Here is a 16720-nt window from a genome sequence, read left to right as displayed (position 1 = left end):
TTGAAGAAATGTGCTCAATTCTTTCTTAATTTATCCATTAAACCTAATCTAACTCTACCTATTATCTTATGAACAACTCAATTGACAGAGGCCTGTACTGCGGGCTGTTGATCTTTGGGGCGTTGGCATGCTCAGCTCCGAAACAGGAGGAAGCGATCGAAAAACCTACTGAAGACAGCCTTGCCGCCAAGTACCATCACCAGCCCTTGGTGACCGATCTTTTCACTGCTGATCCCTCAGCCCATGTATTTGAGGGCAAAATCTACATCTATCCCTCCCACGACATCCAAACTGATGTGGCTCAGGATGACATGGGCTCCCACTTTGACATGAAGGACTACCATGTCTTTTCAATGGAAAAGTCCGGTGGTCCTGTCACCGACCATGGGGTGGCGCTGGCGCTGGAGGATATCCCCTGGGCGAGCCGTCAGCTTTGGGCGCCGGATGCGGCTGAGAAAGACGGAAAATATTACCTCTATTTTCCGGCAAAGGATAAAGAGGGTATTTTCAAGATTGGTGTGGCGTCTTCAGACAAGCCGAGTGGGCCCTTTAGGGCCGAACCTCAACCCATCTCCGGGACATTCAGCATGGATCCGGCGGTCTTTCAGGAAGGTTCCGATTATTTCCTGATTTGGGGTGGCATCTGGGGTGGACAGTTGCAGTGGTATGAGGATCAAAAGCTGGTACCTGGTCGCGACGGCCAATTAACCGGGCTGCCCGAAGCGGAAGAGCCAGCCTTGATTCCATACATCTCCAAGCTGGGCGGGGATATGAAATCTCTTTCCGAAAAGCCGAAAGAAATCCAAATCCTGGATGAGTCAGGAAATCCGATCAAAGCGGGGGACAACAAGCGGAGATTTTTTGAAGCCGCATGGATGCACAAACTTGGCGACACGTATTACCTGTCCTATTCTACGGGTGATACGCACTTCATAGCTTATGCCACAGGTGACAATCCCTATGGCCCATTTACCTATCGAGGCAATGTGCTGAATCCGGTGGAAGGCTGGACCAACCACCATTCGATTGTGGAGTTTGAAGGGAAATGGTACTTGTTCTATCACGACACGCAACTTTCTGGTGATACGCCGCTGCGAAATATCAAGATGGCCGAGCTGACACACAATCCCGATGGGACGATTCAGACGGTGGATGCGATGAGAAAATAATCCGTAAGGGTTCACCTACGAGCTCGCTTCCGAAGGGATTTGCGGGATTGAGGAAGTCCAAAAAGTCGGGAAGTCAAAGGGAAAAGCCTGTTCGAGTTTGGGACAGGCTTATTTTTTTCGCTCGATCGTATAGCTGACCAGATCACTGAGTGATGTCCGGTAGATTGATTCTGGGAATTCATTTAAAATGTCCAAGGCTTCCTGATAGAAACCGTTCATTTTTTCTTTGGCGTAGTCGAGACCGCCACTCTTTTTTACAAAATCAATCACTTCGTTGACCGCCTTTTTGTCCTCCGAGCGATTTCTGATAAGATAAATGATCTTTTTCTTGGTGAGCCAGTCAGTATTGCGAAGGGCATAGATGAGTGGAAGTGTCATCTTTTTCTCCTTGATATCGATGCCGACGGGTTTGCCGATCTCGTCGTCACCGAAGTCAAACAGGTCGTCTTTGATCTGAAAGGCCATCCCGACCTTTTCACCAAAAAGGCGCATTTTTTCAATCCGATCCACCTCGCTGTTGACACTCGAGGCTCCAACTGAGCAGCAAGAAGCAATCAGACTGGCGGTCTTTTTCCGGATGATATCATAATAAACTTCTTCGTCCACGTCCAATTTGCGGGCTTTATAGCTTTGCAGCAGCTCACCCTCGGACATTTCCTTGACAGCGTTGGATACGATGCGAAGCAGATCAAAGTCGCCGTTGTCCACGCTCAATAGCAAGCCGCGGGAGAGAAGGTAGTCACCTACCAAGACGGCGATCTTGTTTTTCCAAAGGGCATTGACCGAGAAAAATCCCCGACGGTAGTTGGCGTCATCCACGACATCATCATGCACGAGCGTAGCGGTGTGTAGCAACTCGATCAAAGCCGCACCTCGATGGGTAGATTCATTGATTTCACCGCATACTCCAGCTGTCAAAAAAACAAACATCGGGCGCATCTGCTTGCCTTTGCGCTTGACGATGTAGTTGGTGATGTGGTCGAGGAGCTTGACCTTGCTTTTCATAAAGTCCCTGAACTTATGCTCGAAGACAGCCATCTCGGCCTCAATGGGGACTTGAATTTGTTTTAGGTCTAGTTTCATCAGGGAATGCTGGCGTAAAAATAATACCCTTTAGCTCATGGGCAAATGATTCTATGATAGAGGCGGAATCAAACAGGTCAATTGGCTGATCGTTTTAGTGCTTTTTATGTATTTTGTATGGATTGCAGATTTATCGAACCTAAATACACGTCTAGCATTATGAAAAACATCAAAATTGAAATTAAATGGGGAGTTCTATTTATCCTGATAGGACTGATTTGGATGGTGTTCGAAAAGACCATGGGTTGGCACGATGTACACATCGACCAGCATGCAACCTACTCGATGTTTTTTGCCCCGATAGCCATCGCTATTTATGTTTTTGGGTTGATTGATAAGAAGCGAAACTTCTACCACGGAAGGATGAGCTATATGCAGGGATTCGTCGCGGGATTGATTATCACCTTGATCGTCGTGATTTTGACACCATTAAGTCAGTACATTACCAGTACGTTCATCACGCCTGAATTCTTCAATAATGTGATTGCTTATTCTGTTTCCAGCGGGGCTATGGAGCAGGTCGCTGCCGAGGAATATTTTAACCTCAAAAACTATATCATCCAGGGCACTGTCTTTGCCGCAGTGATGGGTTTGATCACGTCGGCGGTGGTGGCGGCTTTCCTAAAATCAAAATCTTGATTCTGCGCTCTGCCTAATGATTTTCCGTTGGAAAGGGCATTTTTTCTATCTTTGAATCCTTTTTAAAAACCTGTATTCCGCAGTGGAAGAGAAATACATCAAGCACCGCTACGACCCGATCATCCCCAGCAAGAATGAGTGGCCAGTGGTGAAATTGGCCCGCGAGCGCAGAGAGTTTGTGAAAAGAGTAGCTGATCTTGCTGAAGCGAGGGTTTTGGGGCTGACGGGTAAAAATCCGGACATCCTGAAAGAGGAGCTTGAAACCACTCTTTACCGGGAGAAACTTCGGATCAAGCAAAACCCTTGGGCGGTAGATCCAAAGGATGAAAATTCGTTTTGGGACGAGGTGAAATCATCTTTGCTACAAATCAACACCGATAGTTCCATTGACAAAAACCAACGGTTCAAGGCCTACCAAGAAGTAATTCATCGGATCACGTCGCGCTATGCAGAAGAAATAGCGTCTAACTTCAAGGCCTCACACTACAAGTTTACCAGACGTATGGTAACATACGGGTTTGCTCGACTGCTCAATGCCGCCAGGGTGAAGGGCATCAAATCTATCTTTAGCAACCAATACACCCTTCAGGATAAAATCCAGATTACCGGGCAGACCGATCAAATCCGGGATTTGGCGACCAAGGGCACTATTGTCATGGTTCCGACCCACTTTTCCAATCTCGACAGTGTCCTGATTGGATGGATTATTTCTGTATTGGGTATGCCGCCGTTTATCTACGGCGCAGGGCTGAACCTCTTCAATATTTCCATTTTTGCCTACTTCATGAATGCGCTTGGCGCATACAAAGTTGACCGGCGGAAAAAGAACCTGATGTACTTGGAGACGCTCAAGACCTATTCTAAGGAAGCGATTCAGTTTGGATGTCATAGTTTGTTTTTCCCGGGTGGCACGCGGTCCAGAAGTGGAATGATCGAATCCAGACTGAAATTGGGACTTTTGAGTACTGCCATCGAAGCACAGCGGGCGAATTTTCAAAATGGGCTAAATGACGTTTCAGGCAAGGTTTTTATTGTCCCGGTGACGATCAACTATCATTTCGTGCTCGAAGCGCCGATCTTAATTCAGGAACATCTAAGTATTACCGGCCAAGAACGCTATTACAAGGAGAACGATGAATTTTCTAACTCCTATAAGATCTCCAAATTCCTGTTCAAGTTCTTTACCAAGGGATCGGACATTTCGGTTTCGGTAGGTCGGGCGATGGACGTACTGGGCAATTATGTCGACGCGGATGGACACAGTTTGGATAAGCGCGGCAGGAAGATCGACACCCGGGATTACTTTATTTCTGATGGGAAAGTGACTGTCGATCAGCAGCGGGAAGACGAATATACCAATATGCTGGGTAAGCGGATCGTAGAGGAATTTCATATCATCAATCGGGTTTTTAGCTCCCATTTGGTGTCCTTTGTGGCGTTTGAGCTTATTCGAAAAAAGAATGATAAGCTGGATATTTTCGACTTGATCCGCTTGCCTGTGGAGGATATTTCGATCTTCTATTCTGAGTTTAAAGAATCCTGTCAGCTGGTTTTGGATAGGATTTTTGAGATGAAAGCCCAAGGGAAAATCGATGCAGCACCCCATCTAAAGCGGACGATGGAAGAGATCATCGCTCACGGGATCGACAATGTGGGTATGTACCACGCCAAGAGACCGATCGTCAAAGACAAAGTAGGGAATATTGCAACGGAGGATATGAGTTTACTTTATTTTTATCACAACAGACTGCACGGATATGGCCTTGAAAAACTCTTCTAAGACCAAGAAAATCGGCGTAGTCGGTGTCGGGAGTTTTGGTACTGCGATTGCAAATATGCTTGCGGAGAAAAACGAAGTGGTCGTTTTTGCGCGAAAGGAGGAAGTGGTAGCTGAAATTAACAGGGCTCATACGGTGGCGGGAAGGGAATTGAAGGCGACCATTCGTGCGACGATAGACCCAAGCGAAGTTTGCCGTCTCTGTGATATCTTGTTTTTTATGATCCCTTCCTCAGGGTTTTTGGAAGTGGTCAGAAATTTTGCACCGCATCTCTATCCCTATCACATGATCATCCACGGCACCAAGGGGCTTGCGCTTAACCTGGGAATGGGAGAAACGCTGGAGACCGTTCAAAAACTGAAGCGAAACCAGTTATTGACCATGAGTGAGGTGATCCTGCAGGAGACTGTGGCGGTCAGGGTCGGCTGCCTTGCCGGGCCGAATATTTCCAAAGAGCTGATCCTCGGTCATCCCGCAGCGACGGTAATTGCCAGCAAGTACAACGAAGTGATCCTAGAAGGTCAGCGATTGCTTCGCTCTGAGCGATTCCAGGTATATGGTAATTCTGATATCATCGGAGTAGAGCTCAGCGGGGTGCTGAAAAACATCATCGCCATCGCTTCTGGTGCTTTGGCGGGTTTGGGTTTAGGAGAAAATGCCAAGGGGCTCTTGATATCCCGAGGCATGGTAGAGATGGTTCACCTGAGCAAAGCATTGGGAGGAAGTGTCCAGTCCGTGATGGGATTGGCCGGAGTCGGTGACTTGGTGACGACATGTAATTCGGTGGATTCCAGAAACTTCACCGTAGGATTTCGCTTGGCAAGAGGGGAGTCTCTTCAGCAGATCCTGGATACGATGGATGAAGTGGCTGAGGGGATTAATACGGTAAGAATCGTAGATGCCTTTTTGAAAACCGCCGGCATCCGTGCACCGATCACTGAAAACTTACACCGCGTACTGTTTGAGGATCTTTCGATAGCTGAGGCACTCCAGTTTTTGATGAAATACCCGTTTAGCGTGGATGTGGATTTTGTGTAAAAGAACTCGATTTGCGGGCGATGGCCTCATGGGATCTGCCATTCAGAGCAATTGAATTGCCTGGTTTTCGGTTTAGGTTTTTTGGAGAAAAATCAGAGTTGACAGATTAACTTCAAGCTATGGATATACGATTTTTTACCAACGCGGAAAGTAATAGAATCCGAAAACAGAAATTCTGACGCTTTCTCCTGCAGATCGCTTTTTGAGCTTAAGCCGAAAGTGTTTGAGGGACTTTCCCAGCGAATCGACCTTTTAATAGCGGGCTAAGGGGTATTTAAATTGATCAAAAAGTAATGGTAGAAGCTTGCCAAAAAACATCAATCACTTTATCGAGCTGGCGAGTAAACAAGGTGAATTAGAGTTTCTCAAATGAGACTTAATGAATCGGCTAAGTCGAGTTTCTGGAGAAGCAGGAACTCTGACTTCAAAAAAAAGACCTCTCGGTTTTCGGAGAGGTCTTTTTTTGAATGAATTTTTTATTTGACGGGGATAATCTTCACCAAGAGTCCCGTTCCTTCGGTGATCGCGTAGATGTAACCATCTGGACTTTCGGCAATCTGCCGTACCCGACCAATACCTGGAAGCAATTTTTCTTCAGCGATGTGCTTGTTGTCTTTCAACACCACGCGAGCAATATGCTGCTTTGCAAGCGCTCCTACTAGGATGTTGCCTTTCCAGCCTGGATACTTGTCGGACGTCACGACCATAACCCCACAGGTGGCAATTGAAGGCACCCAGTAGTGGATAGGTTGCTCCATTCCTACTTTTTCAGCCGATTCAGCCAAGATGGTGCCGTTGTAATTGATACCATAGGTGATCACCGGCCAGCCATAGTTTTTTCCTTTTTCGATGATGTTCAATTCGTCGCCGCCTCTCGGGCCGTGCTCAGTTTCCCAAAGGACGTTGTTGGCTTTGTCAAAGTATAGACCTTGCGGATTTCTGTTTCCATAGCTCCAGATCGACTTCACTGCATCGGTGGAATCCACAAAAGGATTGTCAGAAGGGATTGTGCCGTCGTCGTTTATCCGGTGGATTTTGCCATGTGCATTGGTAAGATTCTGTGCGTTCATCGGCGTATCACCTTTGTCGCCGTTAGAGAAGTATAAGTAACCTTCGTTGTCAAAGACGATCCTGCTTCCGAAGTGACGACCTCCTTTCCAAGAAGGTCCAGCGGTGATCAGGTCTTGTTGTTCGACTGCGGTGTTGCCATCCAGCTTAAACCGCATGATGGTCGTAGCTCCGGTGCTATCCTCGAAATGTTTCGCATAGGCAATGTAGATCCAGCCGTTTTCCCCATTCTTTGGGTGAGCCGCGATATCCAGCAAGCCCGCCTGATTCACGGCGTGTACCGGAGGGAGACCTTCGATTTTCTCTCCTGTAAATTTGTCGTCTTTGAAGATCAGGATTTCTCCTTTTCGCTCGGTGACCAGCATCCTGCCGTCAGCCAGCCAGGTAAATCCCCACGGGTTTTCAAACTCACTGTAAAGCGTGTCCGCTTGGATCTGCATTTTTTCAGTTTGGATGGCGAAAGCGGTGTCAGCGGATTCTGAAGCCGATTCTTTCGGTGCGCATGAAGTCCAAAGAGAAACTGCCAGCGCTAAAAGAGCAAGCGGTAAATAAGTTTTGTTTGAGAACATAATACATAGGTTTTTCAGCCTGTAAGTTACGCTGAAAGATCTGATTTCAGAATAAATCTTGTTTAGTGGTTGATTCCGGTGATTTCGGATTCTGCATTTCTGATCATTTCCTCTGCGTCTTCGACTAGCTCAACTGAGCCAATCAGGAGCGGCGTTCTTTGGTGCAGGCTTTCCGGCTGGATATCCATGATTCGGCGACTTCCGTCACTTGCTTTTCCTCCTGCTTGCTCGATGATAAAGGCAAGTGCATTGGCTTCATAGAGCAATCGGAGTTTCCCCGATGGATTTTTCAGAGTGGCTGGATAGAGGTAAATGCCTCCTTTGAGCAGGTTTCTATGGAAATCTGCTACCAAGCTGCCAATGTACCGGGACTGGAACTTACGTTCTTTACAGCTTTTGACATAGGACTGGACGCCGGCGGGCCATTCGTATTCCAAGCCCTCGTTGATGGAATACATTGCACCGTTTTCTGGAGCCTGCATATTGGGGTGAGACAGGAAAAATTCCCCCAAGCTCGACTCATAGGTGAAGCCGTTGGTGCCGAAGCCGGTTGTGTAAACCAGCATCGTCGATGAGCCATACAGGACATATCCAGCCGCAACCTGCTGATTTCCAGGCTGCATGATGTCGGCAGTAGTGACGGGACTACCAACTGGAGTCTTTCTTCTATAGATGGAGAAGATCGTCCCGATGCTGATATTCACGTCAATGTTCGAACTTCCATCCAGCGGGTCGATAGCGACCACATATTTTCCGGAATTGTTTTGCAGATCGATCACTTCGTCCTCCTCTTCGGATACGATGGCACAGACTTCGCCGCCCTTGCTGAGTGCACGCATAAATCGGATGTTGGCGATCACGTCGAGCTTTTGCTGCTCTTCGCCTTGGACATTGGTTTGGCCAAAGGCTCCGCCGATGTTCGAAAGTCCGGCACGGTTGGTTTCGCGATTGACTATCTTCGCTGCCAAGGCAATATCACGCAGCAATTGGGATAGTTCTCCTGAGGCAAATGGGAAGTCGCTTTGCTTGAGTTTGATGAATCGGTCGAGCGTCACTCCTACGGAATAAGCGAGATTGCTCTGGTCTGGTCTGTAAGGGGATGTTTTCATTCTGAGAAAAGTACAATTATTAAAGTTGGTGGCCTGTAAATTAAGAATAAATCGGGATGGCAAAAACTTTGGTTTACAAATTTGGTGGTGCTTCTGTAAAAGATAGCGATGCAGTCAAAAACTTGGCTAAAATTCTCCGTAATCGATTGCGAAAACGGATGATTATCGTGGTTTCAGCCATGGGAAAAACCACCAATGGATTGGAGGATATTCTTTCAAAAAAGCTAAAAAAAGAAGATTTTTCTGAGAATAGTTCAATTTTGAAAGCGTATCACAGGAGGATTTGCACGGAGCTGTTCCCCGCGGGACATGCTGTGTTTGCGCAGCTCGAGAACCTCTTCACCCAGCTCAACAATAAGCTGGAGCAAGAGCTGAACCGGGAAAACTACGACGAGTTTTACGATGCCATTGTCGGTTTTGGGGAGTTGATTTCTTCCCGAATTGTGGCGGAATACCTCTGCTCCCAAGGATCGATCGTACTCTGGCAGGATGCCCGCGAGGTGATCCATACCAATTCTGACTTTCGCTTTGCAAGGATTGACTGGGAGAAAACCAAAAGATCATGTCAGGCCATTTGGAAACCAATCCTGGAGAATTTCCCCATCCTGACCCAGGGATTTATCGGCTCGGACCCCAAAGGAAGACCGACGACGCTAGGACGCGAAGGTTCGGACTTCACTGCCGCCATCCTTGCGACAAGTCTGGATGCCGGCTCAGTCACTATCTGGAAAGATGTTCCAGGTGTGCTGAATGCCGATCCCAAGCTTTTCCTCAACACCCGGAAGTTTGACGAACTTGGCTATCGAGAGGCTGCGGAGATGACCTACTTCGGCGCTTCGGTCATCCATCCGAAAACCATTAAGCCGCTGGCAAATGCTGGAATCCCACTTTTTGTCAAATCGTTTCTAGACCCTGAAGCTTCTGGGACAAAAATACATGAAAATGTCTCGGCTCACGAAGTTTCTACAATTGTGCTGAAAAAAGATCAAATCCTTGTCAGCTTCAAAGTCACAGATTTTACGTTCGTCGAGGAGATGCACATTCATCGGGTTTACGAGCAGCTTCAAGCGCTAAAGCTCCGGGTAAATATGCTTCAGCTTTCTGCTATCAGTATTTCGATTGTGATCGACGCACAGCTTTTTAAGTTGGAGCAATTACTCGAAAAGCTAAAGTCTGATTTCGAAATCCGATACAATGAGGAGCTGGAACTCCTGACGATTTTGCATCCAAAAGCAGCGGAAATACCAAAGTTTTTGGACGGGTATGAAGTGCTTTTGGAGCAAGCGTCGAGAAATACATTTCAGGTGGTACGGAGAAAGGTCTGATCCAAACGCTACTAATTGAAATACCTTCGGAGATTTTTATAAATTCAGCAAACAAACCCAAAACCTATCTACCGATGACTACCAGAAGAATTTTTCTCCAGAAAGCGGGAATCTCCACTTTGGCGTTGAGCCTGCCTTATACAAACACACTTTCAGCGATGCAAACAGAAAAAGAAGATAAAATACTCCGGGTCGCCATCATGGGACTGGGAAGCTACGGAACCCGCGTGGCCGAGGCCATGAAGGATTGTAAAAGAGCTAAGCTCGTCGGCGTGGTCAGCGGGACACCATCCAAAATCACCGACTGGCAAAGTAAATATGGCATCCCTGCCAAAAACTGCTACAACTACGAGACCTTTGACCAGATCAAAGACAATCCGGATATCGACGTGGTGTACATGACCACGCCCAATTCCCTTCACAAACCACATTGCCTACGCATCGCCGCTGCCGGCAAGCACGTGATCAGCGAAAAGCCCATGGCGCTCAATGCCGCCGAAGGCCGGGAGATGGTTGCAGCCTGCAAGAAAGCCGGTGTCCACCTGTTGGTTGGCTATCGCATGCACTTTGAGCCAAAGACGCTGGAAGTGGTTCGCATGCAGCGGGCAGGTGAGTTGGGGGAAACTCTGTTTTTCCAAGGTCTGAGCGGCTTCATCATCGGAGATCCTACGCAGTGGCGACTCAATCGGGAGTTGGCCGGAGGTGGATCCATGATGGATATCGGGATCTATTCGGTCAATGGGACGCGATACATGCTGGGCGAGGAGCCGATCTGGGTGACGGCACAGGAGTCCAAGACCGACCCGGTTAAGTTCAAAGAGGGCGTGGATGAGACGATCACCTTTCAGATGGGCTTTCCCTCCGGTGCGATGGCTTCCTGCCTCTCTACCTATGCGCTGAATAACCTGGATAAGTTTTTCCTGAATGGTACCAAAGGCTTTGCGGAGATGCAGCCTTCCACAGGCTACGGACCGATCAAGGCCTGGACAAAAAATGGTCCCATCGAGCGCGAACACGTCACGCACCAGACGGTGCAGATGGATGAGATGGCGGCGATTATGCTGGATGGGAAAAAGCCCGTGATTCCGGTGGATGGAGAGGAAGGACTCAAAGACCTGGTGATCATCGACGCGATCTACGAAGCGGTGAAGACGGGGGAAAAGGTCATGCTGGGCTAAGTCGCTGGACTGGCTAATTTGTCCTGCCTAGCGTTTTTCTACTGGATTCAAAGTCAACTGCATAAAGACTAACGTCAGCCACTTTCCAAGTTTGAAAGCGACCTCCGGGAACCGGGCAACTTCTTTGAACCCCAGCCTTTCGTGAAAGCGATAGCTGCCCAAGTTCTCTGAATCCATGCCGGCAATCATTACGTGATAGCCTTTTTCCTTTGCGATAGAAATTATCTGCCGCATCAGTTTTCCTCCCAGACCTTGGTTCTGGGCCTTCGCGGTCAAGTAGATCGAGTGCTCAATCGTGGAGTTGTAGCCGGGTTTTGCCCGGAATTTTCCAAAGGTCGCATAGCCGCAGATCTCCCCATTTTGCTCCGCTACCAAGATTGGGAAGCCATCAATGATCTTCGAATCAAACATCGCGGTGACTTCCTCTAGTTTCTTGGGCTCGTAGTCGTAGTTGTGAAAGGTATTCAGGATGGAGTCGTTGATGATCTCTAGGATAGCTGGGGCATCACTTTCCTGATAGTGGCGGATCTGGAAATTCATGATTGAAAGCGTTTGACGATTTTTTCGATTCCGGGAAGGTAAGAGGTTCCAAAGAGGTTGAGATGGACGAGCAGCGGATAGAGATTGTAGATGCCCATCCGGCTTTCGAAGTCAGGTTCTAAAGGGACAATAGACTCATAGGCCTCATAGAATCTTGCATCAAACCCCCCAAATAGCCTAGAAAACGCCAAATCCATCTCCCGATGTCCGTAGTAGACGGCAGGATCGATCAGGCAAGGTTGTCCGTTACCGTCACAGATCACATTCCCAGACCATAGGTCGCCATGGAGCAATGCGGGCTTTTCTTTGGGGAATATTGCTTCGATTCTAGGGTAGATTGACTGGAGATTTTTCAGAAAATCCAAGGGAATCAACCTGTCAAAGTAGGCTTTTCCCACCATTGGCTCCAGCCGCTGCTCGATGAAAAAGTCTGCCCAGTTGTCAGATTGATGATTTTTTTGATGTAGGGAGGCGATGAAATTATCGTCAGCCAGTCCAAATTGCCGGGAGGCATTGAGGTGCAGATGGGCCAGTCCTAAGCCGAGATTTTCCCAATAATCCAACTGTTGCCGAGAGGAAGGGATAAATTCGGAGAGAAGGTAGTTATAGTCGCCGATTCTTCCGTGGCCAAATGTCTGGGGAACCCGAAGAAAAGTGGATTTTCGGAGAATCTGGAGACCATCAGCCTCTTTGACCAAGATATTTCTTTCGTGATCGAAGTTGAGTTTGAGGAAGTAAGGGCCTGCTGTGGTTTCCAGTCGGACACCCTGATTATGGTTGCCGGCCGCGACAAGGCTTGCGGATTTCAGCTGAGCTATCGGGCCGAGCGTTTGTGTGATTACTTGTTCGTAGATCTGGTGTTGCTCATGCATAGTTCTGATGAACGGCTTTGATTTTCGCCAGGAAGCTCTCGATAGAGGTGTCCAGAATCTGATAGATTTCATCAAATCCCTCCTCCCCGCCATAATAGGGGTCGGGAACAGACAGCCCTTCACAGCCATTGACAAAATCACGCATCAGGAAGATCTCTTTGTTGGGATAGTTATACTTGGCCGAAAGTGCTTGAAGGTTGGTCAGGTTGCTCTCGTCCATAGCGATGATGTAATCAAAATCCCTAAAATCAGTGCGATTTACCTGTCTGCCGCGGTGCGAGATATTAAGCCCCTTTCGGTTCGCACATTGCACAGATCGCTCGTCAGGAAGCTCGCCGATGTGATAGTCAGAAGTACCGGCGCTGTCTGATTTGAATTTGCGTGACAATCCCAAGGCCTGGATTTTATGATTGAAAATGGCCTCAGCAAGGGGTGAACGACAAATATTGCCCAAACAAACAAATAGTACTTTAATCATGAGTGAAGATAAACTTGGGCTGTTTTAGAATTGGTGATAAAACAGGACAGCATTGAATTTAAATATTTTTCAGGGTTTTTACACGGGCCAAATCCTAAAGTTGTCGACTTTTTTTGGCTGGCGATTTTTTTTGTTTTCCCCATTTTAAGAAAAAAGGGGGTTTTACGATCGAATGGCTACTTTTGAGAATGAAATTGATTTATCGCCTGCTTTTCTTTCTGATTCCAGGCATTTTGTCTTTGCTCAGGCCTTTTTCTTCCAAGCTGAATAATTTTTTGGAGGGCAGAAAGTTTGGGCTCTCAAAATTGAGAAATTTTCGTGATTCTTATCCCGGAAAGCTTGCTTGGTTTCACGTTGCATCTCTAGGTGAGTACGAACAAGCCCGGCCGTTGATTGCATCTCTGAAATCAAAAAGACCTGATTTGGGTGTTTTGGTTAGCTTTTTCAGCCCATCCGGTTTTGACCATGTTGTAAAAAAACCTCAGGCTAACGTTGACTTCATTACTTACATTCCACTGGATCGGAGAAGTTGGGCGGAGAAATTTGTCGAAATCCTGAAACCGGAGCTTACGTTTTTTGTCAAATATGACCTGTGGTTTCATCACATTCAGGCTTTGGAAAAGCACGGCAAACCGATCTTTTTGGTTTCTGCGAGCCTGCGCGAGGATCAAAGTTTCTTCGGGCCGCTGGGAGCCTTTTTCTGCCAAAATCTCTTTGCCATGGATTGGATTTTTACCCAAAATAAAAAAAGCATCGAGCTGCTTCGAGAGATTGGGTATACACGATCTTCTCTAGCTGGAGATACGCGTTTTGATCGTGTAGCTGCGACAGCCTCTGCTCCCCTATCAATGCCTCAACTCGAGCGTTGGATCCAAGGCAAGCCGACTGTTGTCGTTGGATCCGCCTGGGAGGAAGATATGAAGCTGTTGATTCCTCTGATCAATTCCCGTCCAGACTACCGCTGGATCATAGCACCTCATGATTTGAGCCCCGAGCCGATGGAGCGCTGGGCTTCGAGGATAGTGCTGGACTCAAAGCGATTTTCCATGTGGCGAGCCTCGGATACCAATTCAGTTCTGTTCATAGACAACATCGGGATGCTTTCGTCGCTGTACCAGTTTGCAAAGATTGCCTATGTCGGGGGTGCTTTTGGCAAAGGGCTGCATAATATCTTGGAGCCGCTTGGTTTCGGAGTGCCTGTAATCTTTGGGCAGGTAAAGAGGGCTTCGCGATTTCCAGAGGCGGAGCAGAGCCAAATAGAAGGGTGTGGATTTTCGGTTTCGGATGAAAGCTCGCTTTTTGAGATTTTTGGAAGAATGGAACAGACTGATTTTTATAATAATTCGGTCAACTCTGCCCAAAATTGGGTAAACTCAAATCTCGGAGCGGCAGATCGAATTCTTGAAAAAGTAACCTCGTTAATCCCTGCAAAATGAAAGGAAGAGTCATCAAATCAACCGGCAGCTGGTATGTCGTCCAGGTCGACGAAAAGGTGGTCTCTGCCCGCTTGAAAGGGAAGTTTAAGCAGGACGAGCTGAAGTTGACCAATCCGATAGCCGTGGGGGATTGGGTGGAGATGGAAGAAGAGACCGGCCAGGCGACGGCGGTGATTTCTGAGATTCTCCCGAGGGAGAATTACGTGATCCGAAAGTCTACCCGAAAGCAGCACTTTTCCCATATCATTGCCAGCAATCTCGACCAGGCCATCCTGGTCATCACCATGAAAAAGCCTCGGACATCCTTGGGATTCATCGATCGGTTTTTGGTCAGTACGGAAAGTTTTCGAATTCCGGCGATTCTTGTCGTCAACAAGATAGATCAATTAGAGGGCGAAGTGGAGGGGGAGTGGCTGCAGGATATTCATGAGATTTACGAGCCTTTGGGTTATTCGGTGTTGGAAGTTTCGGCGCTGAGAGAGGAGAATCTGATGGAGAAGTTTTTGCCTTTGATCCAAGGGAAATCAAGCCTGATCGCTGGCCATTCCGGCGTCGGAAAGTCCACGCTTCTAAATGCACTGGTTCCCGAAGCCAAACAAGACACCAAAGATATTTCTGGATACAGTGCCAAAGGGGTACATACCACGACGTTTGCGGAGCTTTTTGTTTTGCCAGAAGGCGGAGACCTGATCGACACGCCAGGGATCAAAGAGTTTGGGATCTTGGACGTAGATGACAATGAGCTTTCTCACTATTTTCCCGAACTGAGAAAATATCTGGGGCAATGCAAATACAATAATTGTACGCATATCAACGAGCCAGGATGTGTGGTGCTTCAGAAACTAGAGGAGGGATTCATACATCCCTACCGCTATCAGAGCTATGTGAATATTCTCAACGAGGAGGATAGCTTCCGCTGATCGGCTTTGAATCCAAACCAAATTGGCCTAATTTTCATTTTTCAAAATCAATCTATGAGCGAAGTACTCAATCATAAACAAGTCGGGCAAAAGATCACCCGCATGGCTTTCGAAATCTATGAGCGAAATCTGAATTCAGCCGGTGTGGTATTTGCCGGGATCACTGGGATGGGTATGACTTTGGCCAAGCTTCTTGCGGATGAACTCAAGCGTATTTCGCCTATTCAGGTGGAAGAGCTCGAAGTCATTTTGGACAAAAATGAAGTAGCTAAGTCCGAGATAGAACTTTCCCAGGAACTAGATCTGACCCACAAAAATATCATCTTGGTGGACGATGTGTTGAATACTGGCAAGACCTTGGTTTACGCCATGAAGCCGTTTTTAGACCTTGAAATCCAAAAAATGGAGATCGCGGTGTTGGTTAACCGCAGCCATGGATTTTTTCCACTTCGGCCGGATTATACCGGTTTTGAGCTTTCTACTACGTTCAACGAGCACATCAAAGTAGATGTCTCAGGTTCCCAACATTCGGTTCAGTTGCATTAATTCTATGTCAGTACACTCTTCTGCTAATATTAAGCGCATTACGACCCACACGCTCCAGGAGATGAAGCTTCGTGGGGAGAAAATCTCCATGCTGACCGCCTACGATTATTCCATGGCGAGGATTGTGGACGAGGCGGGTATCGACATCATCTTGGTAGGTGACTCTGCGTCCAACGTGATGGCGGGTCACGAGACGACTTTGCCGATCACTTTGGATCAGATGATCTATCATGCCTCCTCTGTGGTGCGCGCGGTTAGGCGGGCCTTTGTCGTGGTGGATATTCCCTTCGGAAATTACCAGGGTAACAGTTCTGAAGCACTGAGGTCAGCTATCCGGATCATGAAAGAGTCTGGCGCCCATTCCGTAAAAGTCGAAGGCGGCTCCGAAATTAAGGAATCGGTTCTCCGAATTCTCAGCGCCGGCGTGCCGGTGATGGGGCACTTGGGGCTTACGCCACAGTCGATCTATAAATTTGGCACCTACACTGTCAGGGCAAAAGAGGATACCGAAGCACAAAAGCTGATCGACGACGCCAAAGTCCTGGAAGAATGCGGTTGCTACGCCATTGTGCTGGAGAAAATACCTGCGGCCTTGGCGACCAAAGTAGCTGAGACAGTCTCAATCCCGGTGATCGGAATCGGTGCGGGTGGTGGAGTGGATGGTCAGGTTTTGGTTATGCACGATATGCTCGGCATCACTCAGGAGTTTAAGCCGCGTTTTTTGCGCCAATACGCAGATTTGCAGTCGGTAATGATGAATGCTTTCAAAAGCTATATCGCTGATGTCAAAGCGAAAGATTTTCCCAACGAGTCGGAAAGCTATTGAGTTTTGGTGGTTGGATTTATGGAATAATTTCAGCTCGGATTCGAGTGTTTTTCGGGTAGACTTGAATGAGAAAAGCCTTTTCGATTGGATGTCGAAAAGGCCTTTTAATTTAATAGGAATGTATATTAGCGAAGCTACAAACTGGC

Annotated in this window: 16 protein-coding genes; 10 read left to right on the top strand and 6 right to left on the bottom strand. The window is 47.6% G+C overall.

Translation table 11 applies throughout. The features are described 5' to 3' along the window. Positions 1-68 precede the first annotated feature (68 nt). On the top strand, positions 69-1169 hold the full coding sequence (locus ABD031_RS07520) for a glycoside hydrolase family 43 protein (RefSeq protein ID WP_343849962.1): 1101 nt from the start codon (positions 69-71) through the stop codon (positions 1167-1169). A 108-nt stretch (positions 1170-1277) separates the two neighbouring features. Here the strand turns inward: ABD031_RS07520 and ABD031_RS07515 are convergent, their stop codons facing one another. After that, positions 1278-2252 (bottom strand): polyprenyl synthetase family protein, encoded by a 975-nt coding sequence (locus ABD031_RS07515; protein ID WP_343849960.1) that lies wholly within the window; start codon positions 2250-2252, stop codon positions 1278-1280. Between the two features lie 159 nt (positions 2253-2411). On the opposite strand from ABD031_RS07515, the gene ABD031_RS07510 reads away from it, so the two are divergent. The 3 genes from ABD031_RS07510 to ABD031_RS07500 all read left to right on the top strand — a co-directional run bounded on the left by ABD031_RS07510 (position 2412) and on the right by ABD031_RS07500 (position 5707). Further along, a complete protein-coding gene (locus ABD031_RS07510; protein WP_343849958.1) occupies positions 2412-2891 on the top strand; it encodes a DUF4199 domain-containing protein in 480 nt (159 codons plus the stop codon). 82 nt (positions 2892-2973) lie between these two features. Further along, positions 2974-4671: a 1-acyl-sn-glycerol-3-phosphate acyltransferase gene (locus ABD031_RS07505; RefSeq protein WP_343849956.1), complete on the top strand. Its 1698-nt coding sequence runs from the start codon at positions 2974-2976 to the stop codon at positions 4669-4671. After that, positions 4649-5707 (top strand): NAD(P)H-dependent glycerol-3-phosphate dehydrogenase, encoded by a 1059-nt coding sequence (locus ABD031_RS07500; RefSeq protein ID WP_343849955.1) that lies wholly within the window; start codon positions 4649-4651, stop codon positions 5705-5707. The genes ABD031_RS07505 and ABD031_RS07500 overlap by 23 nt, the downstream gene beginning before the upstream one ends. Before the next feature lie 476 nt (positions 5708-6183). On the opposite strand, the gene ABD031_RS07495 is transcribed toward ABD031_RS07500, so the two are convergent. Continuing rightward, entirely contained in the window at positions 6184-7344 is a 1161-nt protein-coding gene (locus ABD031_RS07495) for a PQQ-dependent sugar dehydrogenase (protein WP_343849953.1), read from the bottom strand. Between the two features lie 62 nt (positions 7345-7406). After that, entirely contained in the window at positions 7407-8453 is a 1047-nt protein-coding gene (gene fbp / locus ABD031_RS07490) for a class 1 fructose-bisphosphatase (protein WP_343849951.1), read from the bottom strand. Between the two features lie 56 nt (positions 8454-8509). Here fbp and ABD031_RS07485 point away from each other — a divergent pair, with 56 nt between their 5' ends. Continuing rightward, positions 8510-9778 carry an aspartate kinase gene (locus tag ABD031_RS07485; protein ID WP_343849949.1) on the top strand — a complete coding sequence of 423 codons (1269 nt, stop codon included), beginning with the start codon at positions 8510-8512 and terminating at the stop codon, positions 9776-9778. A 74-nt stretch (positions 9779-9852) separates the two neighbouring features. After that, complete coding sequence (locus ABD031_RS07480; protein ID WP_343849947.1) at positions 9853-10956, top strand: Gfo/Idh/MocA family protein; 1104 nt, start codon at positions 9853-9855, stop codon at positions 10954-10956. Positions 10957-10983: 27 nt separating this feature from the next. Here the strand turns inward: ABD031_RS07480 and ABD031_RS07475 are convergent, their stop codons facing one another. The 3 genes from ABD031_RS07475 to ABD031_RS07465 are packed head-to-tail and all read right to left on the bottom strand — an operon-like array spanning position 10984 to position 12846. Further along, the gene (locus tag ABD031_RS07475) at positions 10984-11496 is read right to left on the bottom strand and encodes a GNAT family N-acetyltransferase (protein ID WP_343849945.1); all 513 of its coding nucleotides are present in this window, start codon (positions 11494-11496) and stop codon (positions 10984-10986) included. Then, positions 11493-12368, bottom strand: coding sequence for a fructosamine kinase family protein (locus ABD031_RS07470; RefSeq protein ID WP_343849943.1), 876 nt, complete (start codon positions 12366-12368; stop codon positions 11493-11495). The genes ABD031_RS07475 and ABD031_RS07470 overlap by 4 nt, the downstream gene beginning before the upstream one ends. Further along, the gene (locus ABD031_RS07465; protein ID WP_343849941.1) at positions 12361-12846 is read right to left on the bottom strand and encodes a low molecular weight protein-tyrosine-phosphatase; all 486 of its coding nucleotides are present in this window, start codon (positions 12844-12846) and stop codon (positions 12361-12363) included. Before ABD031_RS07465 ends, ABD031_RS07470 begins: the two co-directional genes overlap by 8 nt. A gap of 188 nt (positions 12847-13034) precedes the next feature. On the opposite strand from ABD031_RS07465, the gene ABD031_RS07460 reads away from it, so the two are divergent. Genes ABD031_RS07460 through panB form a run of 4 tightly spaced genes read left to right on the top strand, consistent with a single transcriptional unit; the run spans position 13035 to position 16574 of the window. Next, positions 13035-14282 carry a 3-deoxy-D-manno-octulosonic acid transferase gene (locus tag ABD031_RS07460; RefSeq protein ID WP_343849939.1) on the top strand — a complete coding sequence of 416 codons (1248 nt, stop codon included), beginning with the start codon at positions 13035-13037 and terminating at the stop codon, positions 14280-14282. Then, on the top strand, positions 14279-15202 hold the full coding sequence (rsgA, locus tag ABD031_RS07455; protein ID WP_343849937.1) for a ribosome small subunit-dependent GTPase A: 924 nt from the start codon (positions 14279-14281) through the stop codon (positions 15200-15202). The genes ABD031_RS07460 and rsgA overlap by 4 nt, the downstream gene beginning before the upstream one ends. A 54-nt stretch (positions 15203-15256) precedes the next feature. Then, positions 15257-15748, top strand: coding sequence for a phosphoribosyltransferase family protein (locus tag ABD031_RS07450; protein ID WP_343849935.1), 492 nt, complete (start codon positions 15257-15259; stop codon positions 15746-15748). Positions 15749-15752: 4 nt separating this feature from the next. Further along, positions 15753-16574, top strand: a complete 822-nt coding sequence (panB, locus tag ABD031_RS07445) for a 3-methyl-2-oxobutanoate hydroxymethyltransferase (protein WP_343849933.1) — start codon at positions 15753-15755, stop codon at positions 16572-16574. Positions 16575-16720 lie beyond the last annotated feature (146 nt).

Origin of the sequence: Algoriphagus jejuensis, assembly GCF_039523455.1 — a bacterium.
Taxonomy (GTDB): domain Bacteria; phylum Bacteroidota; class Bacteroidia; order Cytophagales; family Cyclobacteriaceae; genus Algoriphagus; species Algoriphagus jejuensis.
The sequence above is the reverse complement of the archived record's forward strand: the minus strand, read 5'-3'. Positions and strand labels throughout refer to the sequence as shown.